This is a genomic window from Aminobacter sp. BE322, assembly GCF_050433525.1.
Taxonomy (GTDB): domain Bacteria; phylum Pseudomonadota; class Alphaproteobacteria; order Rhizobiales; family Rhizobiaceae; genus Aminobacter.
The window spans coordinates 145463-171120 of the sequence record NZ_JBNPXB010000007.1; the positions used below are offsets into that span (position 1 = coordinate 145463).

At 62.7% G+C, this 25658-nt stretch carries 34 protein-coding genes; 17 read left to right on the plus strand and 17 right to left on the minus strand.

Features of this window, described 5'->3' with window-relative positions:
• Positions 1–14: 14 nt before the first annotated feature.
• The 4 genes from J2X50_RS12890 to J2X50_RS12905 are packed head-to-tail and all read right to left on the minus strand — an operon-like array spanning position 15 to position 1970.
• Positions 15–929, minus strand: a complete 915-nt coding sequence (locus J2X50_RS12890) for a nitrilase-related carbon-nitrogen hydrolase (RefSeq protein WP_429095455.1) — start codon at positions 927–929, stop codon at positions 15–17.
• Positions 878–1495 carry a shikimate kinase gene (locus J2X50_RS12895; protein ID WP_429095457.1) on the minus strand — a complete coding sequence of 206 codons (618 nt, stop codon included), beginning with the start codon at positions 1493–1495 and terminating at the stop codon, positions 878–880. Before J2X50_RS12895 ends, J2X50_RS12890 begins: the two co-directional genes overlap by 52 nt.
• Positions 1492–1686, minus strand: a complete 195-nt coding sequence (locus tag J2X50_RS12900) for a hypothetical protein (RefSeq protein ID WP_429095459.1) — start codon at positions 1684–1686, stop codon at positions 1492–1494. The genes J2X50_RS12895 and J2X50_RS12900 overlap by 4 nt, the downstream gene beginning before the upstream one ends.
• A complete protein-coding gene (locus tag J2X50_RS12905; RefSeq protein ID WP_429095462.1) occupies positions 1683–1970 on the minus strand; it encodes a hypothetical protein in 288 nt (95 codons plus the stop codon). The genes J2X50_RS12900 and J2X50_RS12905 overlap by 4 nt, the downstream gene beginning before the upstream one ends.
• Before the next feature lie 583 nt (positions 1971–2553).
• On the opposite strand from J2X50_RS12905, the gene J2X50_RS12910 reads away from it, so the two are divergent.
• From J2X50_RS12910 to J2X50_RS12935, 6 genes are read left to right on the plus strand one after another with little or no spacing between them, the layout of a single operon-like run.
• The gene (locus J2X50_RS12910; protein WP_429095464.1) at positions 2554–3174 is read left to right on the plus strand and encodes a hypothetical protein; all 621 of its coding nucleotides are present in this window, start codon (positions 2554–2556) and stop codon (positions 3172–3174) included.
• Positions 3171–3899: a spermidine synthase gene (locus tag J2X50_RS12915; RefSeq protein ID WP_429095465.1), complete on the plus strand. Its 729-nt coding sequence runs from the start codon at positions 3171–3173 to the stop codon at positions 3897–3899. Before J2X50_RS12910 ends, J2X50_RS12915 begins: the two co-directional genes overlap by 4 nt.
• On the plus strand, positions 3896–4582 hold the full coding sequence (locus J2X50_RS12920) for a class I SAM-dependent methyltransferase (RefSeq protein WP_429095467.1): 687 nt from the start codon (positions 3896–3898) through the stop codon (positions 4580–4582). The genes J2X50_RS12915 and J2X50_RS12920 overlap by 4 nt, the downstream gene beginning before the upstream one ends.
• Positions 4579–5202: a methyltransferase domain-containing protein gene (locus tag J2X50_RS12925; RefSeq protein ID WP_429095469.1), complete on the plus strand. Its 624-nt coding sequence runs from the start codon at positions 4579–4581 to the stop codon at positions 5200–5202. Before J2X50_RS12920 ends, J2X50_RS12925 begins: the two co-directional genes overlap by 4 nt.
• 38 nt (positions 5203–5240) lie before the next feature.
• Positions 5241–5696, plus strand: a complete 456-nt coding sequence (locus J2X50_RS12930; protein WP_429095472.1) for a YncE family protein — start codon at positions 5241–5243, stop codon at positions 5694–5696.
• 15 nt (positions 5697–5711) lie between these two features.
• Positions 5712–6650 (plus strand): LysR family transcriptional regulator, encoded by a 939-nt coding sequence (locus J2X50_RS12935; protein WP_429095475.1) that lies wholly within the window; start codon positions 5712–5714, stop codon positions 6648–6650.
• Here J2X50_RS12935 and J2X50_RS12940 read toward each other — a convergent pair.
• Genes J2X50_RS12940 through trbB form a run of 11 tightly spaced genes read right to left on the minus strand, consistent with a single transcriptional unit; the run spans position 6604 to position 16256 of the window.
• The gene (locus tag J2X50_RS12940) at positions 6604–6843 is read right to left on the minus strand and encodes a DUF2274 domain-containing protein (RefSeq protein WP_122520912.1); all 240 of its coding nucleotides are present in this window, start codon (positions 6841–6843) and stop codon (positions 6604–6606) included. The genes J2X50_RS12935 and J2X50_RS12940 overlap by 47 nt on opposite strands.
• Before the next feature lie 5 nt (positions 6844–6848).
• Positions 6849–7979, minus strand: a complete 1131-nt coding sequence (locus J2X50_RS12945; RefSeq protein WP_429095477.1) for a TrbI/VirB10 family protein — start codon at positions 7977–7979, stop codon at positions 6849–6851.
• Entirely contained in the window at positions 7976–9004 is a 1029-nt protein-coding gene (gene trbG / locus J2X50_RS12950) for a P-type conjugative transfer protein TrbG (RefSeq protein WP_429095479.1), read from the minus strand. The genes J2X50_RS12945 and trbG overlap by 4 nt, the downstream gene beginning before the upstream one ends.
• Positions 9001–9690 carry a conjugal transfer protein TrbF gene (trbF, locus tag J2X50_RS12955; protein WP_012092662.1) on the minus strand — a complete coding sequence of 230 codons (690 nt, stop codon included), beginning with the start codon at positions 9688–9690 and terminating at the stop codon, positions 9001–9003. Before trbF ends, trbG begins: the two co-directional genes overlap by 4 nt.
• On the minus strand, positions 9687–11045 hold the full coding sequence (trbL, locus tag J2X50_RS12960; RefSeq protein ID WP_012092661.1) for a P-type conjugative transfer protein TrbL: 1359 nt from the start codon (positions 11043–11045) through the stop codon (positions 9687–9689). Before trbL ends, trbF begins: the two co-directional genes overlap by 4 nt.
• Before the next feature lie 3 nt (positions 11046–11048).
• Positions 11049–11336 (minus strand): putative entry exclusion protein TrbK-alt, encoded by a 288-nt coding sequence (trbK-alt, locus tag J2X50_RS12965; protein ID WP_012092660.1) that lies wholly within the window; start codon positions 11334–11336, stop codon positions 11049–11051.
• Positions 11337–11352: 16 nt separating this feature from the next.
• Positions 11353–12135: a P-type conjugative transfer protein TrbJ gene (trbJ, locus tag J2X50_RS12970; RefSeq protein WP_012092659.1), complete on the minus strand. Its 783-nt coding sequence runs from the start codon at positions 12133–12135 to the stop codon at positions 11353–11355.
• Positions 12132–14642 carry a conjugal transfer protein TrbE gene (trbE, locus tag J2X50_RS12975; protein WP_012092658.1) on the minus strand — a complete coding sequence of 837 codons (2511 nt, stop codon included), beginning with the start codon at positions 14640–14642 and terminating at the stop codon, positions 12132–12134. The genes trbJ and trbE overlap by 4 nt, the downstream gene beginning before the upstream one ends.
• An 8-nt stretch (positions 14643–14650) precedes the next feature.
• Positions 14651–14932, minus strand: coding sequence for a VirB3 family type IV secretion system protein (locus tag J2X50_RS12980; protein ID WP_012092657.1), 282 nt, complete (start codon positions 14930–14932; stop codon positions 14651–14653).
• Entirely contained in the window at positions 14932–15261 is a 330-nt protein-coding gene (locus J2X50_RS12985) for a TrbC/VirB2 family protein (RefSeq protein WP_012092656.1), read from the minus strand. The genes J2X50_RS12980 and J2X50_RS12985 overlap by 1 nt, the downstream gene beginning before the upstream one ends.
• Entirely contained in the window at positions 15258–16256 is a 999-nt protein-coding gene (gene trbB, locus J2X50_RS12990) for a P-type conjugative transfer ATPase TrbB (protein WP_012092655.1), read from the minus strand. The genes J2X50_RS12985 and trbB overlap by 4 nt, the downstream gene beginning before the upstream one ends.
• Before the next feature lie 428 nt (positions 16257–16684).
• On the opposite strand from trbB, the gene J2X50_RS12995 reads away from it, so the two are divergent.
• Together J2X50_RS12995 and J2X50_RS13000 are read left to right on the plus strand one after the other, a co-directional pair.
• Positions 16685–17050, plus strand: a complete 366-nt coding sequence (locus J2X50_RS12995; protein WP_012092654.1) for an ArsR/SmtB family transcription factor — start codon at positions 16685–16687, stop codon at positions 17048–17050.
• Between the two features lie 8 nt (positions 17051–17058).
• Positions 17059–17994, plus strand: coding sequence for a bile acid:sodium symporter family protein (locus J2X50_RS13000; protein WP_012092653.1), 936 nt, complete (start codon positions 17059–17061; stop codon positions 17992–17994).
• 7 nt (positions 17995–18001) lie between these two features.
• Here the strand turns inward: J2X50_RS13000 and J2X50_RS13005 are convergent, their stop codons facing one another.
• Entirely contained in the window at positions 18002–18418 is a 417-nt protein-coding gene (locus tag J2X50_RS13005) for a MerR family transcriptional regulator (RefSeq protein ID WP_012092652.1), read from the minus strand.
• Between the two features lie 66 nt (positions 18419–18484).
• Between J2X50_RS13005 and J2X50_RS13010 the strand changes: the two genes are divergently transcribed.
• The 6 genes from J2X50_RS13010 (at position 18485) to lspA (ending at position 23647) form a co-directional block, all read left to right on the plus strand.
• Complete coding sequence (locus J2X50_RS13010) at positions 18485–20617, plus strand: heavy metal translocating P-type ATPase (protein ID WP_028034401.1); 2133 nt, start codon at positions 18485–18487, stop codon at positions 20615–20617.
• Between the two features lie 66 nt (positions 20618–20683).
• The gene (locus J2X50_RS13015) at positions 20684–21301 is read left to right on the plus strand and encodes a cation transporter (protein ID WP_012092650.1); all 618 of its coding nucleotides are present in this window, start codon (positions 20684–20686) and stop codon (positions 21299–21301) included.
• On the plus strand, positions 21294–21797 hold the full coding sequence (locus J2X50_RS13020; protein ID WP_028034400.1) for a copper chaperone PCu(A)C: 504 nt from the start codon (positions 21294–21296) through the stop codon (positions 21795–21797). The genes J2X50_RS13015 and J2X50_RS13020 overlap by 8 nt, the downstream gene beginning before the upstream one ends.
• Entirely contained in the window at positions 21794–22414 is a 621-nt protein-coding gene (locus tag J2X50_RS13025) for an SCO family protein (protein ID WP_012092648.1), read from the plus strand. The genes J2X50_RS13020 and J2X50_RS13025 overlap by 4 nt, the downstream gene beginning before the upstream one ends.
• Positions 22414–23157 (plus strand): cytochrome c biogenesis CcdA family protein, encoded by a 744-nt coding sequence (locus J2X50_RS13030; protein WP_012092647.1) that lies wholly within the window; start codon positions 22414–22416, stop codon positions 23155–23157. Before J2X50_RS13025 ends, J2X50_RS13030 begins: the two co-directional genes overlap by 1 nt.
• 25 nt (positions 23158–23182) lie before the next feature.
• A complete protein-coding gene (gene lspA, locus J2X50_RS13035; protein ID WP_012092646.1) occupies positions 23183–23647 on the plus strand; it encodes a signal peptidase II in 465 nt (154 codons plus the stop codon).
• A gap of 105 nt (positions 23648–23752) precedes the next feature.
• Here the strand turns inward: lspA and J2X50_RS13040 are convergent, their stop codons facing one another.
• Positions 23753–24250 (minus strand): DUF6428 family protein, encoded by a 498-nt coding sequence (locus tag J2X50_RS13040; protein WP_012092645.1) that lies wholly within the window; start codon positions 24248–24250, stop codon positions 23753–23755.
• Between the two features lie 46 nt (positions 24251–24296).
• Between J2X50_RS13040 and J2X50_RS13045 the strand changes: the two genes are divergently transcribed.
• Genes J2X50_RS13045 through arsC form a run of 3 tightly spaced genes read left to right on the plus strand, consistent with a single transcriptional unit; the run spans position 24297 to position 25631 of the window.
• Entirely contained in the window at positions 24297–24656 is a 360-nt protein-coding gene (locus J2X50_RS13045; protein ID WP_012092644.1) for an ArsR/SmtB family transcription factor, read from the plus strand.
• Entirely contained in the window at positions 24649–25197 is a 549-nt protein-coding gene (locus tag J2X50_RS13050; RefSeq protein ID WP_012092643.1) for an arsenate reductase ArsC, read from the plus strand. The genes J2X50_RS13045 and J2X50_RS13050 overlap by 8 nt, the downstream gene beginning before the upstream one ends.
• An 8-nt stretch (positions 25198–25205) precedes the next feature.
• A complete protein-coding gene (gene arsC / locus J2X50_RS13055) occupies positions 25206–25631 on the plus strand; it encodes an arsenate reductase (glutaredoxin) (protein ID WP_012092642.1) in 426 nt (141 codons plus the stop codon).
• Positions 25632–25658 lie beyond the last annotated feature (27 nt).

Sequence of the window (25658 nt, forward strand, 5' to 3'; positions counted from 1 at the left end):
GCGATTCACTTGTCTCAATTGATCTCTGTCAGGCCGGCGTAGGTTTCCGGTCTGCGATCGCGGAAGAACTGCCATGTGTTGCGCACCTCGCGGATAAGCTCGAAATCCATGTCGTGAACGAGAAGTTCGTCCTGGTCGCGCGAGGCTATGGCCTCGATCTGACCGCGCGGGTTTACGAAATAGCTTTGCCCGTAGAACTCGCCGATGTTCCACGGCGCTTCGGTGCCGATGCGGTTGATGGCGCCGATATAGACGCCGTTGGCGACAGCAGCCGCGGGCTGCTCCAGTTTCCAGAGGTACTCCGAAAGACCTGCGACGGTGGCCGACGGATTGACGATGTATTCCGCGCCATTGAGCGCCAGCGCCCGCCAGCCTTCGGGAAAATGGCGGTCGTAGCAGATATAGACGCCGAGCTTGCAATAGCGTGTCTGGAACACCGGATAATCGGATGCGCCCGGCTTGAAGAAGAACTTCTCCCAGAACCCCGCCACCTGCGGGATATGGGTCTTCCGGTATTTGCCTAGATAGGTCCCATCCGCGTCGATGACGGCCGCCGTGTTGTAATAGACGCCTGTCATGGCCAGCTCGTAGATCGGCACCACGATGACCATGGAATATTTCCTGGCAAGGCCCTGCATCAGCTTCACGGTCGGCCCGTCCGGAACGGGCTCGGCTGCCGCGTACCACTTCGCGTCCTGGCTCGGGCAGAAATAGGGTTGCGTAAACACCTCCTGGAAAGAAAGGACCTGAACCCCTTGCTCACCGGCTTTCTCGATCAGCGGGATTTGCGCATCGAGCATTGTCTTGGCGATCTTCTCCGGTGCCGACTCTGTCGACGCCTTCAGTGCCATCTGGATCAGTCCACCGCGAATTTTTGTCATGCTGACCTGCTTTCGGTTTGGAGAATTTGTGATGACATCTTTGAACATACAGACCCAGCCGCGCGCATCCGGTGCTTGGCGAGCGCTTCGAGAACTTGATCGACAACCACTGAAAGCGGCTGGCTTCCCGTGGCGACGGTGATGTCAGCCTGGGCATAGATCGGCTCGCGAGCCGCCAGAAGATCGGCAAGCGCGGCTCGCGGATCCTCTGCTCGTAGCAGGGGGCGATGCGATCTTCTCGATACCCTTTCGTAGAGAGTTTCGAGATCCGCTCGTAGCCAGACGGATACGCCTGCCGCTTCGATCTCCGCATGCGTAACATCGTTGGCGAACGCGCCGCCACCGGTCGCAAGAACGATTGCGTCTTGCCGCAGAAGCCTCCGGATCACCCTGTGTTCGAGCGCACGGAATTCCGCCTCGCCGTAGAGCGCGAAGAGATCCAGGATGGACATGCGTGACGCCATCTCGATCTCGCCGTCGCTGTCCCGGAACTCCAGTCCAAGTCTCCGCGCAAGACAGCGGCCGACCACGCTTTTTCCCGCACCCATCATGCCGACAAGCACGACCGGGCGGCGGTCTGGCGGGATCTGCACTCCACCCTTTGTCTCGCTCATCTGGCGCGCTTTCCTCCAGACCCTCCCTTGCGTTTGAGATACGCGATCTTCTGCGCGAGCGCGTGGTCGTCGAGATGGTCGAGCCGCGGCACAATCCGGCGCAGGACGCCGGGCGTCAGTTCCGGCTTCGCGACAAGGATTCGAGCGATCAAGACATCGGTTCCTCTTGCATCGTTTCCGCTGAAGTTCATCGCGCCTCTCCTTTGTCGACGAGGAGGTCCTCGATGAGGTCGCCGCACTGCGACGTCAGGAGCCTCACGTCGGCCATCTCGGAAAGACGGATGCACCAGCCGCCGTCATGCGCATGGCCGCGCGCGTCCCCGGTGCCGAAATCCGAAACGTAGTGAAGCAGTCTCGTCACGTCGTCGATCTGGAGGTGGCGCTGGAGCACCAGCGTGTAGGCGCGCTCCGTCGCATTCGCCGGCTGCGCGCTCGCCCGGGGAAGGTGGTCGGCTATCAGTGTGTCGATCGTCATGTGTCTCCTTCCGCGAGGATGGAAACAGGTCTGCCCGCCGGCCGGTGGCCGCGGATGCGAAGACGGCTGATCGCCGACGAAGACCCTTACGGGTCACGCCGAGGATGCCGCTGCGCGCTGCCTGTCAGGCATCCTCGGTGTCTAGGGTCAGCCCACCAATATGTGGGAAGATGCGCCAAGATAACGCAAGCGGTGCCGGTTGTGTAGCCCTTCGTTTGATTTCCGAGGGCCTGGCCAATGTTCCCTGTAAGAAGTCAGCTGCAGAAGGCTCTACACAAACAGTCTTCGCACTGCTATTTACGCACCATCATTGCTGTCCCGCCGCGCGGCCCTGAGCTTCAAGCCCCGCCGTTTCGGTTTGTTCCTCTCACATTTTTGCGGAACCACGTGGCCAGCCCTGACGATCCTCGCGTCCGGCACGCTCAGGCGTAATGGCCGCAACTTGGACTGTGCAGCATCTGCTGGCGGTTCACGGGATCGGTCCGGGGCAAGGTCGCCCCGGTTCACCGTCGTCCCTGGCTGCACGACCATCCGGGGCAGGCATACGTGCGCGGGCCCTGCGTCCAGAGGAAGAGGAATATGAATGGCAACCACAGCAACGACTGAAAGGAAGAAGCCGGTCGAGGGCCGTATTGAGCGGGAATACCGCCTCTACCGTATCGTGGCAGGCGAAGTCGGCGAAATCTGCAAGGCTGTCGCCTATCTGGGCATGGGGGGCATCCGCCCGGTCGAAGCGGTGGAGGCTTCAAGCGTAGATGAAGCCATCGCACTGATGAAGGAGGTACTGGAGACGAGGCTTTCTACCATGCAGCTTGAACGTCGCGACGGTGTGCCGACCGCGGCGGAGTTCCGCGAGTCTTTGGCTGCGCTCCCGGCCTCTATGCGCGAGAGCATCCGCGTCCTGCATATCGAGCGGCTCGATCCTCTGTCGCCATCCTCGGCCCTTGCGACTCTCTCTTTGCGAACACAGTCAAATATCGAGACGATTGTCGACGAACTGCGCAAGGCGGCGCGAAGGCTCGGCGATCTGCTGGGTACGCAACCGGAAGACACGGTCGCCGGGACGGATCCCCTGAGCCTGTTGGCGGCAGTCGATGGAACGGATCCAGTCGGAGTTCCAATCGTGAGGTTCTACGACGAGTTCCGTGAGGCGATCGCAACGCTTCCGCCAGAACGACCGGCCATGATGGCGGGGCGCCGATGAGCGCCTTGTTCGAAGAACTCGACTACCAAGTGACGTCGCTCGGGACGCTCGTCCTTCGCAGGCGCCGCGACCTTTCGACAGGTAGCGACATTTTCGAGATCAAGCTGAACGACGAGTTCCTGATGTCTTCGAAGTTCACGGTTTCGGAAGAGGCGCTGGCAAAACTTAGCCTGGCGGAGCTCACAGGTTCCGACCTGGATATTGTCGTCGGCGGACTCGGTCTAGGCTACACTGCGGCCATCGCCCTGCAGAACCCACACGTGCGCTCGATGCTTGTGGTCGAGGCTATGAAGCCCGTCATCGAATGGCACGAAAGTGGCCGCTTGCCCCTTGGCGAGGTCCTCGCCAGCGACAAGCGATGCCGCTTCGTGCATGGCGACTTCTTCCAGAAAGCACGGCCGGAAACGGGATTCGATCCTCGAAGCGCGGGCAGACAATTTCATGCCATCCTGCTCGACATCGATCATTCGCCAAGCGAGGTACTACACCCGTCAAATGCGACGCTCTATACGTTCCACGGTCTTTGCATGCTAGGCGAGCAGCTTCGGCCGGGTGGCGTTTTCGCCCTATGGTCCAACAATCGCGAGGATCCGACCTTCACTGACGTACTCCGAGCGGCTTTCGGCGTCGGCCGTGCCGAGCCAGTGACGTTCGATAACCCACTGCAGGGCCGCAAAGCGCATCAATGCGTCTACATCGCACGCAAGGTGGGAGGTTCTTCGTGATCGACGCAAGCCGCAGTGGGGTCGATGATAGGGCGCTTCCGTCCTGCCGCGTGTGCAGGCAACAGGGCTGCGTCCCCTTTCAGCTTATCGGCAACCTGCAATATTGGCGCTGCCTCAAATGCGAGGCGGTCTTTCTCGACCAGACACATCTTCCTGATCGTCGCGAAGAATTGCTGCATTACCGCCAGCATCAAAATGACGTCGCCGATCCTCGATACCGCAAGTTCGTTTCACGCTTAGGGGACCCGCTGCTCGCCTGCCTGCCATCCAAGAGCAGTGGGCTCGACTACGGCTGCGGACCGGGGCCAGCACTTGCCGCGATTCTGCGCGAGCACGGACATGAGGTCGCCACCTACGATCCATTCTTCAACTCGGAGGCGGCCGCGCTGGAGCGCACATACGACTTCATCTTCTGCAGTGAGGTGATCGAGCATTTCCATCGACCCGCTGAAGAATTCGACCGTCTTGACGCACTCTTGAAACCGGGTGGCTGGCTCGGCGTGATGACGTGTTTCCGAACCGATGACGATCGCTTCAAGGACTGGCACTACCGACACGATCCGACACATGTCGTGTTCTATCGGGAAGAGACGCTACGCATTCTTGCGCATCGCATGGGCTGGTCCTGCGAGATACCGAACAAGGATGTGGCGATCATGCGCAAACCGGAAGCCGCGGCGTGACGGGCTGGCTGCACGAACAACGCCTCATGGCCGTACGAAATGTGATCCGCGACCGCCGTGCGCGATCGATACTCGATCTCGGCTGCGGCGATGGTGACCTTCTCGTTGGAATTGTTCGCGAGGAAGCCGTCGCCCGTGTCGTCGGTGTCGACCTTTGCGAACGCTCGCTCACCCGGCTGCGGACGCGGCTCGAAAAAACAGCCGATCATGAGAGAGATGTCGAGCTTTTACAAGGATCACTGCTGAACGTCCCCGCACGCATGCGGGGGTTCGATTGCGCTGTGCTTGTCGAGACGATCGAGCATCTCGACACGGACCACCTCGGGGCCTTCGAACGCTCAGTGCTTGGCCGCCTACGGCCGACGACGGTGATTGTCACCACGCCGAACGCGGAGTTCAACCCGCTGCTCGGCGTGCCTTCCCATCGGTTCCGCCATCCGGATCATCGCTTCGAGTGGGACCGCGCCCGCTTCCGTCGCTGGGCCAGGGGCGTCGCTGACCGGCAGGGCTACGTGGTGCAGTGCACCGACATTGCCGGGCAGCATCCGAGGCTGGGTGGCGCCAGCCAGATGGCCGTTTTCGACGGCTGCGACAAGGCCGCACGGAACCAGGCTGCCTGAACCTTCGAAATTCAATCATGGGCAAATCAACTGGACACATGACCGAAGCAGAACGAGAAGAGCGGCAGCGGCGCCTGTGGTTCAGCGCGGACGAGACCGAGTTCTATGTGGCTAATGTCGAGGGCGGATCCGTGTCCGACATCGATACGCTGAACCTTACCGAGCCGGTGGGTGCAGCGCCGGTCCAGATCGGACTCATGCCCTCAAGCAAGGAGATAGATGGCTCTCGTCGCGACGAGGACCGCATGGCTGTCATTGATATTTCTTCCTGCCAAATGACGAACAGGGTCGGTGTCGGACGAAACCCGATCCATATGTTCGCGACCCCGGACTTGGCTTACGTCAATGTGGCCAATCAAGGTACCGCCGCGGAACCCAACGATACCGGGGCCGAAATCGATGCGGTGACGGGACAGATTGTGAAGACGATCGCCACCGGCGGCGGCCACGGCGTGCCAGCATCGGCGGACGGAGCTTACGCTCGCCGTGGTTAAATAGTGATGCAGCGGATGGTGAAGCATTCCAAATCAATCGAACTTCGCCATCTCCGCTATTTCGTGGCTGCAGCCGAGTATGGAAGTTTCCGCAAGGCTGGAGCCGCACTTGGACGGTCGCAATCCGCGATAAGCCGGTGCATCGCTGACTTGGAAGACCAGATCGGCGCTTCATTGTTCCATCGCCACACTTGGGGTGTATCGCAAACCTATGCCGGCCAGCGCTTCCTCACGCGCGCGCGCCAAGTCATCAGGACCGTAGGCGATGGCGCGCAAGATGTTGCCTCGGCTGGACAAGCTGAGGTGGGACGTATCCGGCTCGGTATCTATTCGTCGATCGCTTCAGGCTTTTTGGCGGAGCTGCTCGCGAGGTACGGAAGGCGCCACAGCGGGGTCAGGATCGAAGTGGTAGACGGGAACCCTGCCGAACATGTCGCAGCGATCCGGCAACTTAGTCTCGACGCAGCCTTCATCACCGGAACGCGGGATTGGCCAGATTGCGAACGAGTCCTCTTGTGGTCTGAGCGTGTGTTCGTGGTCTTGCCTGACCATCACACCTTGGCCAACAGGGAGGAGGTGGTGTGGGGCGATCTGGCCGACGAGACCTTCATCGTCAGTGAGACTGCTCCGGGACAGGAAATCTACGATCATCTGGTGCGGCGGCTCGCGGATCTCAGCAGGCATCCCGAGATCCAGGTACAATATGTCGGTCGGGATAATCTGGTGCCGCTTGTCGCACTTGGTCGGGGTCTGACGCTGGTGAGTGAGGCAATGACCGTTGCGCAATTTCCGGGTGTAGTTTACCGGCCGGTTCTTGGCGAGATCCTGCCCTTTTCGGCTGTCTGGTCGGCGAGCAACGACAATCCCGCCTTCCGTCGGTTTCTCAGTCTGGCGAAAGCAATGGCCGTCAAACCTGTGACTTCGGAGACCGGACGGAGCGCCGTGCCTTCGTGAATCCCCTGTCGGTGGCGATAAAGCGCTCCAACATAGGCACGATCAGCCTGACAGGATCAGCGGCGGGCTGGCCCGTCTCGCGGGCCAGCACCTCGGCATAGGTGGCAAGATCGCGATGGAGCGGCCCAGGCAACTCCACCGTGACCTTCACCGGCTTGTCGTCTGGCAGCGGGCCGAGTTTCAGCTTCGTCATGGGGTTCAACCTCCTGCGTTCTCGAATACTAAATCGCGGGTCACAATAATCCTGACCGGGAAGCCGGGGCGGATGGTGAGCGTCGGCGCGACCTGCAATTGGCGCTGGACGATCTGCTGGCCCGCCTGATTGACGGTATCCTGCGCGCCGTCGCGGATCGCGCGGATCAGCCGGTCCTCGTCGCTGGTCGCCAACTCCGTGCCGACGGCGAGCAGCGTGGAAAGCCCAGCGGCCTTCATCAGATCCCACCAGTGATAATCGACGCCATCCTCAAGCCCGGCATAGCCGCTGGCGTCCGCGCCCGGCAGGCGCTCCAGAACGATGGAACGGCCGCCGGGCAGGATCATGCGATTCCAGACAAGCAACACGCGGCGCTGGCCGAAGGTCACGCCGTCATCGTACTGGCCGATGATGCGCGTGCCCTGCGGGATCAGAAGCAGCGAGCCGGTGGGGCTGTCATAGACGTTTTCGGTGACCTGCGCGGTGATCTGGCCTGGGAGGTCGGAGCGGATACCGGTGATGAGCGCGGCCGGAATCACGGCCCCCGCCTGAAGGATGTAGGGCGATGCCGGAGGCGCGACACGATCCGGCGCGACGGTCTGCCGGTCCACGGGTCCATTGAGGAAAGCGGCATGCCGGTTCTGCCGGGTCGCGTCCTGGTGCTGTCCGCCGGGTCCGGCCAGGCCGGGTATGGCCGTTCCCGGCGTCCCGCCAGAGCGTGACCCGAACTGGAAGAACACGTTGCTGAGGCGGGCCGCCTCTTCCTCGGCGCGCCGGCGCTCCTCTTCGGGATCGACGGCAGGTGTCGTAATGGCTGGTGTCGCTATGGGCTGCCCCCGGTTCTGAGCCTCAAGGATCGGGCGGCCGAGATCGCCCGGCAGCGCAGGTCCCAGGATCGGCCCGGTATAGTCGCGCGGCAGGTCGGATAACCCGTCGGCAGTAGGTCGGTTTTCGGTCGAATAGAGTTCCTCTCCTCCAGGCCCTGCATCGCGAGTCTGGAGTGCGTAGATCAGCGCGCCGCCGATGCCGAGAAGCGCGACCGCGCCGACGCCGGCGAGCACCTTTCGGGACAGGCGGGTGACGCGGGGCGGCTCGGCGCGCAGGCGCATGGGCGCGTTGATGTCGGTATCGCTCATGAGGACGATCCCCCCGTGGTCGTGCGGGCCGGCTGGGCTGCGGCCTGCCTCTGTTCCATGCGGACAATCCTGACCACCTGCTGGCGGTCGCCGCTGCCAAGGCGCAACTCGGCCGCGCCGAACAGGCGGTCCACGATCAGGGTGTTCTGGTGGACGCGGGAATTGACGATCTGCGGCTCGCCGTCAGCGCCAAGAACGAAGATCGGCGGCATTTCACCCTGCACGATGCCGCGCGGGAACACGACATAGACGCGGCGGCCATCGTCGAAGACGGAGAGCGGCCGCCATGGCGGGCTGTCGCCCCGCACCTGCAATCCGTAGCGATAGTTCCGCGCCGCCTCGGCGGGGATGATGGGCGCGGCGGGCGTGGTGGCACGGCTTCCCGCCGGCGCCGCGGGATAGGCCCATGCGACGGAAGGCATGTAGAGCGATTCCCGCGCGCGCAGCTCGATCATGTAGGTGCGCCGGTCGGTGGTCACGACAAGGTTGGTGGAAATGTCCGGGCGTGTCGGCTTCACGAGGATGTGGACGCGGCGGTTCGCGCCCGAACCGGATTCGGTGTCGCCAATGATCCATCGTGTCGTATCCCCGGCCGCAATAGGTCCCGCGCCGGTCAGGCTTTCGCCCGGCGCCAGCGCGATATTTGTGATCTGGCCGGGGGCCGCATAGACCTGATAGAGCGCGCCTTCGCTCCACGGATAAATCTGGATGGCGTTGTAATAGCCCTCACGGCGAGGTTCGACACGGGCGGCGGCATTGGCGTTTTCGACACGGCCGTCCGGAGTGCTGGCAGCAGTTCCGCCCCGCGCGACCGTCCAGGCCGGCGGCGTGTGAAGCGGCCGGGGCCGGTCGTCGGTGGCGACCGTCTGCACGGTGGGCAGCGGCGGCACGTCGGCGTCATAGTTGAATTGCGGCGTCCGGTTGGTCGCGCAGCCGGCCAACATGGTCGCGGAAAGCAGCAAAGCCGCGAAAGCGGGTTTACGGAAAACCGGAAAACCGGCTCTACGGAAAGTCGTGCGGGTCATTGGCTCATCTCCCGCGACCATGAAATTGCGTTGATGTAGATTCCCAGCGGATTGGCGCGTAATCGTTCGGCATCGCGCGGGGGCTGGATCACGACAGTCAGGATCGCGGTCCATCGCTCGGTCGTGGAAAGCTGGCCGTTCTCGAAATGGCGTTCGGTCCAGGCGACGCGGAAACTGTCCGGCGAAGCCCGGATGACGCTCGACACCTCGACGGCGATCTGCTGGCGGCCGACCTTGGTGAAGGGATCGTTGGCCCGCGCATAATCGTTCAAGGCCGCCGCGCCCCGGTCGGTGGTGAACTCGTAAGCCCGAAGCCAGTTCTGCCGGACGATGATCGCGTCCGCCGGGATCGCGCGGACCTGCTCGATGAAGCGGCCGAGATGGAAGGCGATCTGCGGATCGGTCGGGCGATAATCGGCGTTCGCGGGCGCGACAGCCTGCGCCTGACCGAGATTGTCCACCTGCACCACCCAGGGCACGACGGTTCCACGCGCCGATTGCCAGACGAGCGCGGCGGCAAAGCCGGCCGAGAGGATCAGACAGCCGAACGCCATATAGCGCCAGTTCTTCGCCTGCACGCGGGCCGAGCCGATGCGTTCGTCCCAGACCTGTGCGGCTTTTTGATAGGGAGTCTCGGGTTCCGGCACCTTGCCGTAATGGGTCGTCGGTCGTTTGAAGATGTTCATGTGCGGTCACTTTCGGAAAGGCTGACGGAGGAGCCGCCGCCGTGGCTGTCGCCGGATCGGACAGCATGAGCAGCAGCCGTGACGCCGTGGCTCATGGCCCGGCCACGCCGCATCTGCTGCGCCCAGGCCGGCGGCCCATCAGGGGTTGAGGGGGTTGACGGCGCAGGCGACGAATCTCTGCCGACGGTGCCCATGGTCGACGTGCCGCCGGATGCCGCGAATCCGGCTTTCGCACCATCGGAATAGCTGGATTTCAGGCTGTCGCTGGCGCGGGAGGCGGCGCGCTTGAGTGGTGAAACGGCGGCGGAGGCTCCGGCGCGCGCCACACCGCCAAGGCCGGAGGCGACCCCGGCCGTGCCGGACCCGCCCAAGGAGCCGAGGGTATAGGCGGACGAAGCCGCACCGGCGGCCGAGGCACCGCCGCGGGCAAGTGCTGCCCCGCCCGAGAGTGCGGCTGCGCCACCCCGCGCCGCGAGCATGGTCGCGCCACCGGCTGCGATCGCAGCGCCGCCAACCGCAAGGCCAGTCCCGACGGCGGCGCCGGCACTGAGTTGCGGGCCTCCGGAGACGAGGCCGGTGGCGATGCCGGGGCCGAAGATGCCGAGGCCGAGAAGGGAAAGGGCTGCCAGCACGATCGCCATGGCGTCGTCGATTGTCGGGGTCGCACCGCCGAAGCCTGCGGTAAACTGGCCGAAGAGCGTGGAGCCGATGCCGATGATGACGGCGAGGACCAGCACCTTGATACCGCTGGAGATCACATTGCCCAGCACCCGCTCGGCCATGAAGGCGGTCTTGCCGAACAGGCCGAATGGAATCAGCACGAAGCCGGCCAGCGTGGTCAGCTTGAACTCGATCAGCGTGACGAAAAGCTGGATTGCCAGGATGAAAAAGGCCAGCACCACCAGCGCCCAGGCGAACAACAGGCACGCGATCTGGATGAAGTTCTCGAAGAAGGCGATCCAGCCCATCAGGTCCGAAATAGATTCCAGCAGCGGGCGACCGGCGTCCAGCCCGGTTTGGGCAACGCGGCCGGGGCGCAGCAGATCGGCAACCGAGAAGCCAGTGCCGGACGCCATGAGCCCGAGCCCGGCGAAGCTCTCGAAGACGATCCGTGCGAGATTGTTCCAGTTGCTGATGAGATAGGCGAAGACGCCGACGAACAGCGTCTTTTTCACCAACCGCGCAATGATGTCGCCGTCGGCGCCCCAGGCCCAGAACAGTGCGGCGAGCGTCACGTCGATGACGATCAGCGTCGTGGCGATAAACGCCACCTCGCCGCCGAGCAGGCCGAAGCCGGAGTCGATATAGCTGGTGAAGATGCCGAGAAAATTATCGATGACCCCCGTTCCGCCCATGGCTCACGGTCTCCCGTTCTGTGCGGGGGTCGCTGGCGCGGGTGTCTTGCCGAGGAAGCGATCGCGGGTCTCGGCCCAGGTTCGGAGGCAGTCGGCATCATTGGCCGCCGCCTCGCCCAATGCCTGGCAACGCCGCTGTTCCAGACGCAGCGGATCGGTGGCGGGCTGAAGCGCTGGGACGGAAGGTGCTGGCGCGGGGCCTTCCTCACGCGACATCTCGATGATCGCCGCCGTGATGGCCACGGCCACGAACACAATGGCCGCGATCCGGGCCAGCACCTTCCCCTCCATACTCCGCCTCCTTTCCTCAGTTGAACATTCGCGCGTTGCCGGGCTGATAGCCTGACCCCGGCGTCAGGAAACGCTCGCGCTGAATGCGTCCCTGTTCGGCTGCCGTGGCGCGTTCGGCCTCGGTCAAGGCATTCGCCCGGCCATTGGCCGAGATGACAGCGATCAGGTCCGAAAGCTGCTGCGACTGGAGGGCGAGAAGCTGGTTGCCAGCCTGGGTCGCCTGAAGCGCGCCGGTCGCCCCCTGGCTTTGGCCGACAAGCTCCGACATTTGCGTGCGATTGCTGTCGATATTGCCGACGACGCCGGCCTGGACGCGCATGGCGTCCTGCAGGCCGCCGACGGTGTTTTCCCAGCGCGAGCGCGCATCGGCGATCATCTGGGTGTCGGTCGCGGTCAAAGACAGCTTGCCGTAGTCCTGCTGGAACATCTGATCGATGTTCTGAACGTCGAACGCAATGTTCTGGGCCTGCCCGAGAAGCTGCTGGGTCCGCTGGACGTTCTGCTGAAGCGCCTGAAGCGAGCTGTGAGGCAGGCTCGCGAGATTGCGGGCCTGGTTGATCAGCATCTGCGCCTCGTTCTGAAGCGAGGTGATCTGGTTGTTGATCTGCTCCAGCGTACGGGCGGCGGTCAGCAGATTCTCCGCGTGGTTGGTCGGATCATAGACGATCCGGCCGAACCCGCCGAAGAAGGCATGGGCCGGGGTGATGAAGTCCGGCGCGAGCGCCAGCGGCGCGGCAAGCGAAAGGGCGAGCGCCGAAGCGCTGGCCATGCGGGAAATCCGGGTCTTTGTGCGCGTCATGGGGTACTTTCCTCTTCTTCCAGGGTGAGCTCGAACGCGTCCTCATCGAAAATGACGGACGGCAGATCCTCGCTTTCGGTCGCGAGATTGCTGAGGTCCGGGATCAGTTCTGCGGCCCATTCGACGCCACGCGCCTTGAGCCAGGCGGCGAGGAACCCGTCGCGGCCATGCTCGGTGAGGATTTCGCTGATCAGGGCCTGATCGGATTTGGCCGATGCGGCGCAAAGCGCCAGCCCGACTTCCGACAATCCGAGGTCAAACAGGCGGTTGCCGCGCCGCGACTGGCAGTAGTAGTCCCGCTTGGGCGTGGCCCGTGCGAGGATCTCGATCTGCCTGTCATTGAGGCCGAAACGGCGATAGATCGCGGTGATCTGGGGTTCGATGGCGCGCTCGTTGGGCAGCAACAGCCGCGTTGGGCAGCTTTCGATGATCGCCGGCGCGATGGCTGAATTGTCGATGTCGGACAGTGACTGCGTGGCGAAGATGACGCTGGCGTTCTTCTTTCGCAGGGTTTTGAGCCATTCCCTGAGTTGGTCCGCGAAGCCTTCGTCGTCGAGCGCCAGCCAGCCCTCGTCGATGATCAGCAGCGTGGGCCACCCGTCTAGCCGGTCGCCGATGCGGTGGAAGAGATAAGAGAGGACCGCGGGCGCCGCGCCGGTCCCGACAAGGCCCTCGATTTCGAATGCCTGCACGTCTGCTGAACCAAGATGTTCGGTCTCCGCATCGAGCAGCCGGCCATAGGGACCACCGACGCAATAGGCGCGGAGCGCCTGTTTCAGATCATTCGACTGGAGCAGCACGGCGAGGCCGGTGATGGTGCGTTCCCCGACCGGGGCGGAGGCGAGCGAGGTCAGGGCCGTCCAGATGTGCTCCTTCACCTCCGGGGTGATCTGGATGTTCTCGCGCGTCAGGATCGCCACGATCCAGTCGGCGGCCCAGGCGCGTTCGGCCGTCTCGTGAATGCGCGCCAGAGGTTGCAGCGAGACGGATGTTTCGGAAGCGTCGGTCAGCTCGCCACCAAGATCGTGCCAGTCACCTTGCATCGCGAGGGCGCAGGCCCGGATCGAGCCGCCGAAATCGAAGGCAAAGACCTGTGAGCGCGCGTAGCGCCGGAACTGCAAGGCCATTAGCGCCAGCAGCACCGATTTGCCGGCACCCGTCGGCCCGACGACAAGCGTATGGCCGACATCGCCGACATGGAGGGAAAACCGGAACGGGGTCGATCCTTCGGTCCTGCCATACAGCAGCGGGGGCGCGCCGAAGTGATCGTCCCGTTCCGGTCCCGCCCACACGGCGGACGAAGGGACCATGTGGGCAAGGTTGAGCGTCGAGACCGGCGGTTGCCGGACATTCGCATAGGCATGTCCGGGCAAGCTGCCGAGCCAGGCGTCGACGGCGTTGACCGTTTCGACCATGACGCTGAAATCGCGGGACTGGATGATCTTCTCGACCAGCCGCAGCTTTTCGTCGGCGCGGCGGGCGTCCTCGTCCCAAACGGTGACGGTCGCCGTGACATAGGCCATGCCCGCCATGTCGGCGCCAAGTTCCTGCAGGGCCATGTCGGCATCGGCCGCCTTGTTGGCGGCGTCGGTGTCGACGAGCGCGGATTGCTCGTTGGTCATCACCTCTTTCAGGATGGCGGCAATCGACTTGCGCTTGGCGAACCACTGGCGCCTGATCTTCGTCAGCAGCCGGGTCGCATCGGTCTTGTCCATGAGGATGGCGCGGGTCGACCAGCGATAGGGAAAGGCCAACCGGTTCATTTCGTCGAGCAGGCCGGGGGTGGTGGTTGCCGGAAAGCCGGTGATCGTCAGCACCCGGAGATGCTGATTGCCCAGGCGCGGCTCCAGCCCGCCGGTCAGCGGCTGATCGGCCAGCAGCGCATCGAGATAGGTCGGGGTTTCGGGCACGCGGACGCGATGCCGGTTGATCGAAATCGTCGAATGCAGGTAAGTCAGCGTCCCGGCGTCATCGAGCCAGCGGCATTCCGGCATAAAACCGTCGAGCAGCGCCAGCACGCGGTCGGTGCGGTCGGCAAAGCCGCGCACCAGTTCCCAAGGGTTCACGCTCGACGTTTCGCGGCCCTCGTAAAGCCAGGACTCGGAGCGGGCGGCATCCTCGGCGGGCGGAAGCCAGAGGAAGGTCAGGAAATAGCCAGAGACGAAATGGCTGCCTTTCTCCTCGAAATCGGCCTTGCGCTCGGCATCGACCAGCGCCGATGCGGGATCGGGGAAGCGGCTCGCCGGATAGGTGGCGGCTTCCGACCGCTGTGCTTCGACGAAGATCGCCCAGCCGGAGCCGAGGCGACGGAAGGCATTGTTAAGGCGGCCAGCGACCGCGACCAGCTCGGCCGCGACGGCGGAATCCAGATCGGGACCGCGAAACTTCGCGGTGCGCTGGAACGAGCCATCCTTGTTGAGGACAACGCCGAAGCCGACCAGCGCTACCCAGGGAAGGTAATCGGCGAGGCGGGATGCGGTACGGCGGTATTCGGCGAGATTCATCATGGGCTTCCTCACACCGAAAGATGACCGGGGATGCGGAGGTGGCGGCGCGCGACCTCGACGAAGAGCGGATCGCGCTTGGCGGCCCAGACGGCGGCGATGTGACCGACGGCCCAGATCAGGATGCCGGCCAGCCAGAGCTGGAGGCCGAGGCCCACGGCTCCGGCCAGCGTGCCATTGAGGATCGCGACGGAGCGTGGCGCTCCGCCAAGCAGGATCGGTTCGGTCAGGGCGCGGTGAACCGGCACACTGAATCCCGGAACCGCGTCGAGCGCCTCGAAACTCACCGCCATCAGACCAGCGCTCCGCCGCCGAAGCTGAAGAACGAGAGGAAGAAGCTGGACGCCGCGAAGGCGATGGAGATACCGAAGACGATCTGGATGAGGCGACGGAAGCCGCCGCCGGTATCGCCGAATGCGAGCGTCAGGCCGGTGACGATGATGATGATCACTGCCACGATCTTGGCCACCGGGCCTTCGACGGATTCAAGGATGGATTGCAGCGGCGCTTCCCAGGGCATGGAGGAGCCAGACGCTTGGGCGGGGGCAGTCATCAGGCTCGCCCAGGTGAAGGCGGCGGCGGTCGCCAGATGATGACGGATACGAACGGCGCAACGGATCATGCAGGTTCTCCTGGAACGTGAGGGATTGAGGTGTCGGGAAAAGCGAGGGAAATCCGGTAATCGCCGTCGGGGCCGAGCCCTTCGACGCAGGCAAGTTCGGCCAGCCGGCGCGCGGAGCCGCGGCCAGCGAGGACGGCCACGAGGTCGATGGTCTCCGCGATCATCGCGCGCGGCACAGTGACGACGGCTTCCTGGATGAGTTGTTCGAGGCGGCGCAGGGCGCCGATGCCGGAACCAGCATGGATGGTGCCGATGCCGCCCGGATGGCCGGTGCCCCAGGCTTTGAGGAGATCGAGCGCCTCGGCGCCGCGCACCTCACCGATCGGAATGCGGTCCGGACGCAGGCGCAGCGAAGACCGCACCAGTTCCGACAAGGTGGCGACACCATCCTTGGTGCGCATCGCCACGAGATTCGACGCTGCGCATTGCAGTTCGCGGGTGTCCTCGATGATGACGACCCGATCCTGCGTCTTCGCCACCTCGGCGAGCAGCGCATTGGTCAGCGTCGTTTTACCGGTGGACGTGCCGCCTGCGACAAGGATGTTGGCGCGGGACGCGACGGCCGCGCGGAGCGTTTCCGCCTGATCGGCGGACATGATGCCGGCGGCCACATAGTCGTCTAGCGTGAATACTGCGACCGCGGGCTTGCGGATGGCGAAGGCGGGTGCGGACACGACCGGCGGCAGCAACCCCTCGAAGCGCTCGCCGGTTTCGGGCAGTTCGGCCGAGACGCGCGGGCTGCGCGCATGGACTTCGACGCCGACATGGTGGGCGACCAGCCGCACGATGCGCTCACCGTCAGCGGCGGACAGTATTTCGCCCGTATCGGCCAACCCTTCGGACAGCCGGTCCACCCAGATGCGTCCGTCCGGGTTCAGCATGACCTCGACGACAGACGGGTCTTGCAGCAGGGTTGAGATGGCAGGCCCGAGCGCTGTCCGGAGCATGCGCGCGCCGCGGTCCACATTTGCCTGTTTGTGGTTGATGCCTGGCATCTCGTCCCCGTTCCACCGGGGAGGCGAGAGACGATCCCCGGATGGGGATCACTAAAAGAGACACAAAACAGGTCGTTTCAACAAGTTTCGGTCGTCGTAGTAGTGTGGGATAAAATTACAGGAGAACGGCGGTGTGCCTGACCAGTCGGATGATCTGCAGGCACACCGGCATGCTCTCGACTGATTCGACCGGCCCGTGGCGTCAGGCCGCCTCGCCGGGACCGAGCCGACGTTCGCCCCAGGTGGTCCGCTCTCGGAAATCATGTCGCAAGTGGCTTAGCACTTGCGATAAAGTCTTGTGAAACGAATAGCCGCGACTTTCCGGGTGCAGCCGATCTATTGCGGGTTTCAGGAATTGCGCGAGATTGAGGCGCGCGCGCTCCATCTATAAGCAATAATTTCAACAAAACATGAAACGTTGAAATGATATGGACGAAAACGACGCGCTCGCGGGCTTCGCCGCGCTCTCTCACAAGGACCGCTTGCGGATAATCCGCATGTTGGTCGTCGCGGGGGCTGACGGCATGGCCGCTGGTGCCATCGCCGGCGCGCTCGATGATGCGCCGCCGTCGCGCGTCTCCTTCCATCTCAAGGAACTGGAGCGTGCCGGACTCGTGCAGGGGCGGCGAGATGGCAAGTCGATCATCTACAGCGCCAACTGGCCGGCGCTCTCCGATCTCGTCGCCTTCCTCATGCACGACTGCTGCCAAGGTCACTGCAAATATTGCGATCAAGCGATTGCCCTGTTCGCGAAATGCGAGGGCCGCCCAACCGGTACGATCCGCTGCGAATAGGACTGCCGATGCAGAAAGCCCTCGCCTTTGTTGAAAACAATCTCCTGCTGCTGGCCGTTGTAACGGCCGCGCTTGGCCTGCTCGTCCCTTCGCTCGGCATGGTCCTTGAAAGCGGCATAAGCCCGCTTCTGGCATTGCTGATGCTGGTCATCAGCCTGACATTCGACGCTCACGCCGTGAAGCTGGTTTTCCGGAAGCCGAGCCGGCAGCTTTGGGCGCTTGGCCTCGTCTATGGTCCCATGTCGCTCGCCGGATGGCTCACCGGGCGGCTGTTCTTCGGCTCTGGGCCGCTGGCCGCCGGTCAAACCCTTGTCGGCACTCTGCCGACTGACGTTTCCGCTCCGTTGCTGGTCCTGCTCGCACGCGGCAATGTCGCCCTCGCGGCGGTCCTCAATGCGGTCAACACAGTGCTTTCGCCCTTCATCGTGCCGATCCTGTTCCTGCTTCTCACCGGAATCGAGCTGCAAGTTCCCATCGGGGCGATCATCATGGAATTAGTGCTGATCGTGGTGCTGCCGACCGTGATCGGGGTCTACCTACGCACGCGATACCCGGAAGCGGTCGGCCGACACGATGGCCTCTATCCCTCTCTTGGTTCGGTGCTCTACCTGCTCCTGCTTCTGGCGGTCGTGGGTCCAAACGCCGAAACAATCCTCGGCTATGGCTGGTTCGCCCTCCTAATCGCGCTGGCCGCGCTCACGCTGAACCTGATCGGCTATGCGGTCGGGTCCATCGCAAAAGTCTTTGTGGCCGACCGGCAAGAGCTGATCGCCTACCTGTTCACGGTGAGCAAAAAGGAGTTCTCCATTGCGGCGGCGTTCGTAGCGGCGTCCGGGTTGCCCTCGGAAATCGCCGTGCCTGCCGCCTTCTTCGCTGTGATCCAGATGATTACGTCACCGATCGCCGCAAAGATTTTGGCATCGAGAGGCCCGGCGCTGCGGTGAGCAGTCATTAGGTTCTGGCTGGCAGCGGAGACAGGCTCTCTATTATCCTACAATCTGCGACCAGCCCGCATCCACACTGGTCTATCATCCTGTCCAGTTCCGACTTGAGCGCAGTTAGGTCTTCGATTTTTCGCTCGACTTCCTTCCGGTGCTCCTTTGCAATCGCATCAATCGCCGCGCAGGACTGCGAACGATCGTCGGCCAGCTTGAGAAACTCCCTGATCTGATCGAGCGAGAAACCAAGCTCGCGCGCACGCCTGATGAAGCTGAGGCGGTTGAGGTGGCCCGGCTCATATGCACGGTAGTTGCCATCGGTACGCGAGGGTGCGGGCAGGAGACCGTTCTTCTCGTAGAACCGGATCGTCTCGACCTTGGTCCCCGTTCGTCTAGCCAATTGGCCGATCATCAGAATTCTGTCGTTCATCTCTTGACCCTATAGTTACTACAGGGTCTATCTACAATGTCACATCGGGAAAGTCGAGGTGACATCATGGCGGCAGCGAGCCCTTACAGACTGCGTGTAGAAGGCATGGACTGCGCCTCCTGCGCGTTGAAAATTGAAACGGTGATGCAACGCCTGCCGGGCGTTAGCGACATTCATGTCAGCTACGCCAACGAGACGCTCGCATTGCAACTGGATGAGGACCGTACGGCTCTCGGCACCATTGAGCAAAAGATCCGAGCGCTCGGCTACACACCAGTGATCGAGCAGACCGAGGCAAAGGCGAGCCCACCTCGGAAACGCAGCACGGAGGCGTGGTGGAAAGGCAGCAAGGGTCGGCTTGTGCTCCTTACCGGCGCGTTGTTCATCCTTGCCTTCGCCCTCGCGCGTGTCCTGCCCGAATCGGAGCAATGGCTATACTCGGGCGCTGCATTGATCAGCATCATCCCGTTCGCGAGGCGGGCGGTCGCCGGCGCGATGTCCGGCTCCCCCTTCACCATCGAGACGCTGATGACGGTCGCGGCACTCGGCGCGGTCGCCATCGGCGAGGCCGAAGAAGCTGCTGTCGTGATCTTTCTGTTCGCAGTGGGCGAATTGCTTGAAACCGTGGCGGCCGGCCGTGCGCGCGCTGGCATTGAAGCACTGATCGATCTCGTGCCTCGGGCCGCGTTCCGCGAGCGTGATGGTGTTGTTGAGAAGGTCGCCGCAGAAGATCTGGCCGTCGGTGATGTTGTCGTTGTTCGGCCTGGTGACCGTGTGCCGTCTGACGGCACGGTGATTGACGGCGTTTCTGAGGTCGATGAGGCCCCGGTGACAGGCGAATCCGTGCCCGTGCTGAAAGAAGCCGGCGCAAACGTCTATGCCGGCAGCATCAATGCAAATGGCGAGTTGCGGGTGTCGATCAGCCATGTCGCGGCCGACAACACCATCGCCCGTATCATCCACATGGTCGAGGAAGCCCAGGAATCAAAGGCCCCGACGGCGCGTATGATCGACCGTTTCAGCCGCTGGTACACGCCGGGCGCGATGGTCGTCGCGGCTCTGATCGTTGTCGTGCCGCCGCTCGCCTTCGGCGGTGACTGGATGACATGGGTGTATCGGGGTCTCGCGACGTTGCTGATTGCTTGTCCCTGCGCGCTCGTGATTTCCACACCGGCGGCTATTGCTTCGGGTCTTGCCGCCGGTGCGCGTCAGGGACTGTTGATCAAGGGCGGCGCGACGCTGGAAACACTTGGCAAGGTCGTAACCGTTGCCTTCGACAAGACGGGAACGCTGACGCGTGGCCACCCCCAGGTGACGGACATTGTGCCGATCAATGGTGATGAGAACTCCGTCCTTGCCATCGCGGCGGCCGTCGAGCGCAGCACCAGCCATCCTCTCGGGATTGCAATCGTGGAGGCGGCAAAGGTGCGGGGGCTCGAACTGCCCGCCACCTTCGGGGGCGGCGTTGCCACACCCGGCAAAGCGGTCACAGCGCGGTTGAAGGACGGCTTCGCTTCGGTCGGGTCTCCCCGTCACGCCGCCGAACAAACGGGCCTCGAAGAGAGCATCGTTGACACGATCACCGGGCTGGAGAGCCAGGGCAAGACGGTCGTCGTGCTCATCAAGGGCAAGACCATCGAGGGATTGATCGCCTTGCGCGACGAGCCGCGCGACGACGCTATCGAAGGTGTGAAGCGGCTGACAGATCGCGGCGTGCGCCCTCTGATGCTGACCGGCGACAACAAGCGCACGGCCGACGCCATTGCGGCTCATCTCGGCCTTGAGGCGAGCGCCGAACTTCTGCCCGACGCCAAGCTCGCCGAGATCGGCCGCCTCAGGGCTGATGGACCGATTGCCATGGTGGGAGACGGTATCAACGACGCTCCGGCGCTCGCTGCTGCCTCCGTTGGCGTTGCCATGGGTGCGGGCACCGACGTCGCGCTGGAAACCGCTGATGCCGCGCTGCTCAGAAACCGGGTGACGGGTATCGCTGATCTCATCGGATTGTCGCAGGCGACGCTCGGCAATATCTGGCAGAACATCGCAATAGCGCTTGGTCTGAAGGCTGTCTTCCTCGTGACGACTCTATTCGGCATTACCACGCTCTGGATGGCCATCCTCGCCGATACGGGCGCTACTGTCCTCGTTACGGCCAATGCGCTGCGCCTGCTGACCTGGCGCGGCACCCGCGACAAATGAGCTTGAACAGTGCGCACATGCAGGTCGCGGCTTCCACTTCTCGCCAAGAAAGCCGAGGTATAATTTATGAGTAATCAGTCCCAGGGCAGTGCCAATTCATCCGAGAAGAGCGAACAATGGGCGCTCGCATGGGTACTTGCGATTAATACTGCCCAGGCAGCCATTGTGGGAGGATTAGGTTGGTGGGCTCAGTCAACAGGATTGATGGGCTCTGCACTCGATAATCTTGGCGATGCCGGTGTCTACGCCATCAGCCTTTTCGTCGTAGGTCGCGGTTTGGCGGCGAAGGTTCGCGTTGCGCGGCTGTCGGGTATGCTCCTGATAGTATTCGCCGGTTTGCTTCTGTTTGAGGTTGGCCGACGCTTCTTCACTGGCTCCGATCCGATCGGGCCGGTCATGATCGCCGTGGCAATCGCGAGCGCGCTTACGAATATGATCTGCATGTGGTTCCTGAAATCACATCGGGAAAGTGGCGTGCATCTGCAAGCCTCATGGATATTCACGACAAACGATATGCTCGTGAACTCGGCGATCGCTGTTTCTGGTCTTGCAGTAATTCTTTTCAATTCGCCTTATCCGGATCTGATCATTGGCTTGGGTGTGGTTGTAGTCGTTGTCAGAAGCGGCTTCGAAATCCTTGAGAAGGCCGGCGAAGCTGGAAAAGGAGAAAAGGAACATGACTAGTTTGCGAGCCCTATCCGCCGCCTTCCTTGCCCTTGCAGTGTCGATCTCTCCTGCTGTGGGTCACGACTTCCAAGCTGGTTCGATCACCATCAATCACCCGTGGTCACGCGCGACTCCGCCGGTCACGCCGGTAGCCGGCGGCTATCTGACGCTGACAAACGATGGCGATATGGCCGATCGCCTGGTTTCAATCTCATCACCTCTGTCAGACCGGGTGGAAATCCATGAGTCGACCGTGAGCGATGGGGTTGCCAGCATGAGGCCTGTGCAAAATGGCATCGAAATTGGAGCTGGCGAGACCGTCGAGCTTCAACCTGGCGGTATGCACATCATGTTCTTGAAGCCATCGCGCCCTTTGAAGGATGGGGAGCGGTTTGCCGCGACTCTTGTGTTCGAGCAGGCCGGTGCGATCGACGTTGAGTTCGTTGTGCAGAACATGGGCGCTCGTCCGGAATCTGCGAACGAACATGACGGACACGGAGAGGCTGTCCAATGAGCGGCGTCAAACTTTTCCGCCTTGTTGCATGGGTTGCCGTCGCCGCTGTCGGCGGGCTTTTCATCGGCCTGTCCGTATCCAAGCCTTGGCAACAGCAAACCGTGGCGGTCGCGTCCTCGACAGGCACGGCAGCCATCGGCGGCCCGTTCCAGCTCACATCCCATCGAGGCGAAACGATCGACAATGCTGCGCTGGCCGGAAAGCCTTATCTCGCCTTCTTCGGCTTCACCCATTGTCCCGATGTGTGCCCGACGACGCTCTATGAACTGAGCGATCTCATGAACGAGCTCGGGCCGGTGGCCGACCAGTTCAACGTCCTGTTCTTCACCGTCGATCCCGAACGGGACACACAAGAATTGCTGGCTCAGTACATGACAGCCTTTGATAACCGCATCCTCGCACTGCGGGGAAATCGACAGGAAACGGACGCTGTGGTGAAGGCCTTTGCGGCCTATGCGCGAAAAGTGCCTCTGGAAGGGGGCGAATACACAATGGATCATACCGCCGGCGTTTACCTGATGGATGCCGAGAGCCAATTCGTCGGCACGCTCGACATGCACGAGCCGCGTGAGATTCGATTGCAGAAGCTCCGCCGCCTGGCGGGCGAGATTGGCTGATGGAGTTCTCCAGTATCGGAATAGCGACGGCTTTCGCCGCAGGTGTCGTATCCTTCCTGTCGCCCTGCGTCCTTCCGCTGGTGCCGGGCTATATCTCCTACGTCGCAGGCCGCACGATTAGCCCGGATGGCACTGCGGCCGATGCCGAATTCAAGGCGGCAAGCCGAACTCTCGGCCTCAGCCTCTGCTTCGTGCTCGGCTTTACGACCGTGTTCGTCCTCCTTGGGGCCAGCGCAACCGTGTTGAGCCGGCTCCTGCGCATGTATCTTTTCGAAGCGAACCTGATCGGAGGCGTAATCGTCGTCCTCTTCGGTCTGTTCACGACAGGCCTCGTACCAATGCCCTGGCTCAATCGTGAAGCGCGGTTCCATGCCAATCCGGGCAGCGGAAGCGCCGGCGCGGCTTATCTCCTCGGTCTCGCTTTCGCGTTCGGCTGGACTCCCTGCATCGGACCAGTGCTGGGCGCGATTCTGACCCTGTCCGCCGCCAACGCCACGGTCGCAAGCGGAACGACGCTGCTCGCCGTCTACTCGCTCGGCCTTGGCCTCCCTTTCATCTTGGCCGCTTTGTTCATGCGCGGGTTCATGGCGCGGATGATGTCGATGCGCCGTACTGGCCGGGTGCTCAAAATCGTCGCTGGTGGGGTGATGGTGGTGATGGGCATCGCCATGATCACCGGCCATCTAACCAGCTTTGCGATATGGCTGCTCCAGACTTTCCCGGCCCTCGGCCGGATCGGCTAAGCCGGAGTTTAAAGGACATTTGGACATGCTCAGGCTCGGCCTTCCCATCGCCCTTGGCGGATTTTTCCTTGATCAGGCGACGAAGTGGTGGGTCCTGAACCATGTTATGAACCCGCCTCAGGTCATCCCCGTCACCGGCTTCTTTAATCTCGTGCTCGGCTTCAATACCGGCGTGAGCTTCGGATTGTTCGGCCAGGCGCCGGCTTGGCTCCTGATGGCGTTCACGCTCGCTATAGTCGCTGGCCTCCTTGTCTGGATCCATCGAAGCGACAGCCGCCTGACGGCATCCGCCCTCGGGCTCGTGGTTGGGGGGGCGCTCGGCAATCTGCTCGACCGGCTGCGGCAGGGTGCGGTGGCGGATTTCCTGGATTTTTACATTGGCAGCTATCATTGGCCCGCCTTCAACCTTGCCGACGTGGCGATTGTCTGTGGGGTCGGGCTTTTGCTGGTGGAGAGCGTTCTGGCACGAGGCAAAACAAAGGCTGCATGAACAGAAGTCCTCGCCAGCTATCCGAAACTATCGCCGCAAAATTCCCGGAACCTGCAACGTAGCGGGCTTTAGAAGTAGTGCGACATGGCAATGGCTCGGGCGGGCTTAGCCGCAGCAGGCAGACGCTCTCGTCTGCTGCGCGCGATGCCTCGGCTTGCAGATTGCGGGGCGCGGGCTGAGACGCACAATCGTCCGGTCTTTCTCGATCTCGATTCCGGCCCCGTCATAGACCTGCATCGGCTCACCGGGCCGGCTCACCTCCCATGTCAACCGCGCGTCCGTGTCAAGCTGGACCCTGCTGCCGACCTTTCCCAAGATTGACCGGAACTTGGCGACGGTCATCGGCATGCTGCCTTCGGTCGGGGGAATATCCTCGACCTGCAAGACCGTCTCCCGCCACGCATCGGGATTGCCGCCGCAATCGAGCGTGACGAAGGAACCGGCCTTGACCTCCGTGATGTGATAGCCGGCCTGCACCTGCTGCCCGTCGCCATAGGCGAGCACAAGAACCTTGTCGGCATGGCCCTCCAAAATATCGAGGATCGCCCCGAGCGAGGCAACATCAGGAAATTCTGTGATTAAGGGGCTGGCGTAAGCGTTCATGTCCGTGTATCCATGATTCAACTACTCTTGAGATGTTGAGGCATACATGAACGAAAAGCAAGCCCTCTCTGCCTTCGCGGCGCTCTCGCAGGAAACCCGGCTGCGCATCGTGCGCCTGCTGGTGACGGCCGGCCCGGAAGGGATGCCGGCCGGCGCGATCGGGGAAGCGATGGACGGCGCATCGTCGTCGCGCATGTCCTTCCACCTGAGCCACCTTGAACAAGCCGACCTCATCGAGTCGCGGCGCGACGGGCGCTCGATCATCTACAGCGCCTCCTATCCGGCGCTGTCCGGCCTGCTCGAATTTCTCATGCGCGATTGCTGCCAAGGCCACCCGGACGTGTGCAACCCGGCAGTCGCCGCGCTGTCCTGCTGCAAACCGACGAAAGGCGTCACCCATGCCTGAGCCTATGGCCAATCACTCCGATAGAATCTTCAACGTGCTGTTTCTTTGCACCGGAAATTCCGCCCGCTCGATCCTTGCCGAAAGCATCTTGAACAAGGATGGTGCGGGTCGCTTCCGGGCCTATTCGGCTGGAAGCCAGCCCAAAGGCGAAGTGAACCCGCTCGCCCTGAAGGTACTCGAAAGCTACGACTACCCGGCTGAAGGCTTCCGATCGAAAGGATGGGAAGAATTCTCCGGCCCCGACGCGCCGGTGATGGATTTCGTGTTCACCGTCTGCGACAACGCGGCCGGCGAAGCCTGTCCGGTCTGGCCGGGCCAGCCGATGACCGCGCATTGGGGTATCGAAGACCCCGCCACCGTCGAGGGCACCGAGATTCAGCGCATGGCGGCTTTTGTCACGGCGTTTCGCTACATGAAAACCCGGATTTCGGTCTTCGTGGCCTTGCCCGTCGCCAGCCTCGATAAATCGTCGCTCAATATGAAGCTCAACGAAATCGGTCAATCCGAAGGGGCAGCCTCGCCCCGCTCTGGCGCGGCGTGAGGCAATCCATGGATGTCATTGTCTACCACAATCCCGATTGCGGCACCTCGCGCAATACGCTCGGCCTGATCCGCAATTCCGGCGTCGAGCCGCATATCATCGAATATCTGAAAACCCCGCCCTCACGGGCGCTGCTCGCGCAACTCATCGAGCGCGCCAGCCTGACGGCCCGCTCGATCTTGCGGGAGAAAGGAACGCCCTATGCCGACCTCGGCCTTGGCGATCCAGAATTGAGCGATGACGCATTGCTCGACGCCATGATGGCGCACCCGATCCTCATCAATCGCCCCCTCGTCGTCACCCCCCAAGGGGTCAAGCTCTGCCGACCGTCCGAAGCCGTTCTTGATCTGCTGCCCCCACAACGGGGCGAGTTCGTCAAAGAGGATGGCGAGCGGATCATTGACGAACATGGACGGCGCGTTGCTTCCGCCTGACTTTCAGCCTGCGATTGGAGAATACTG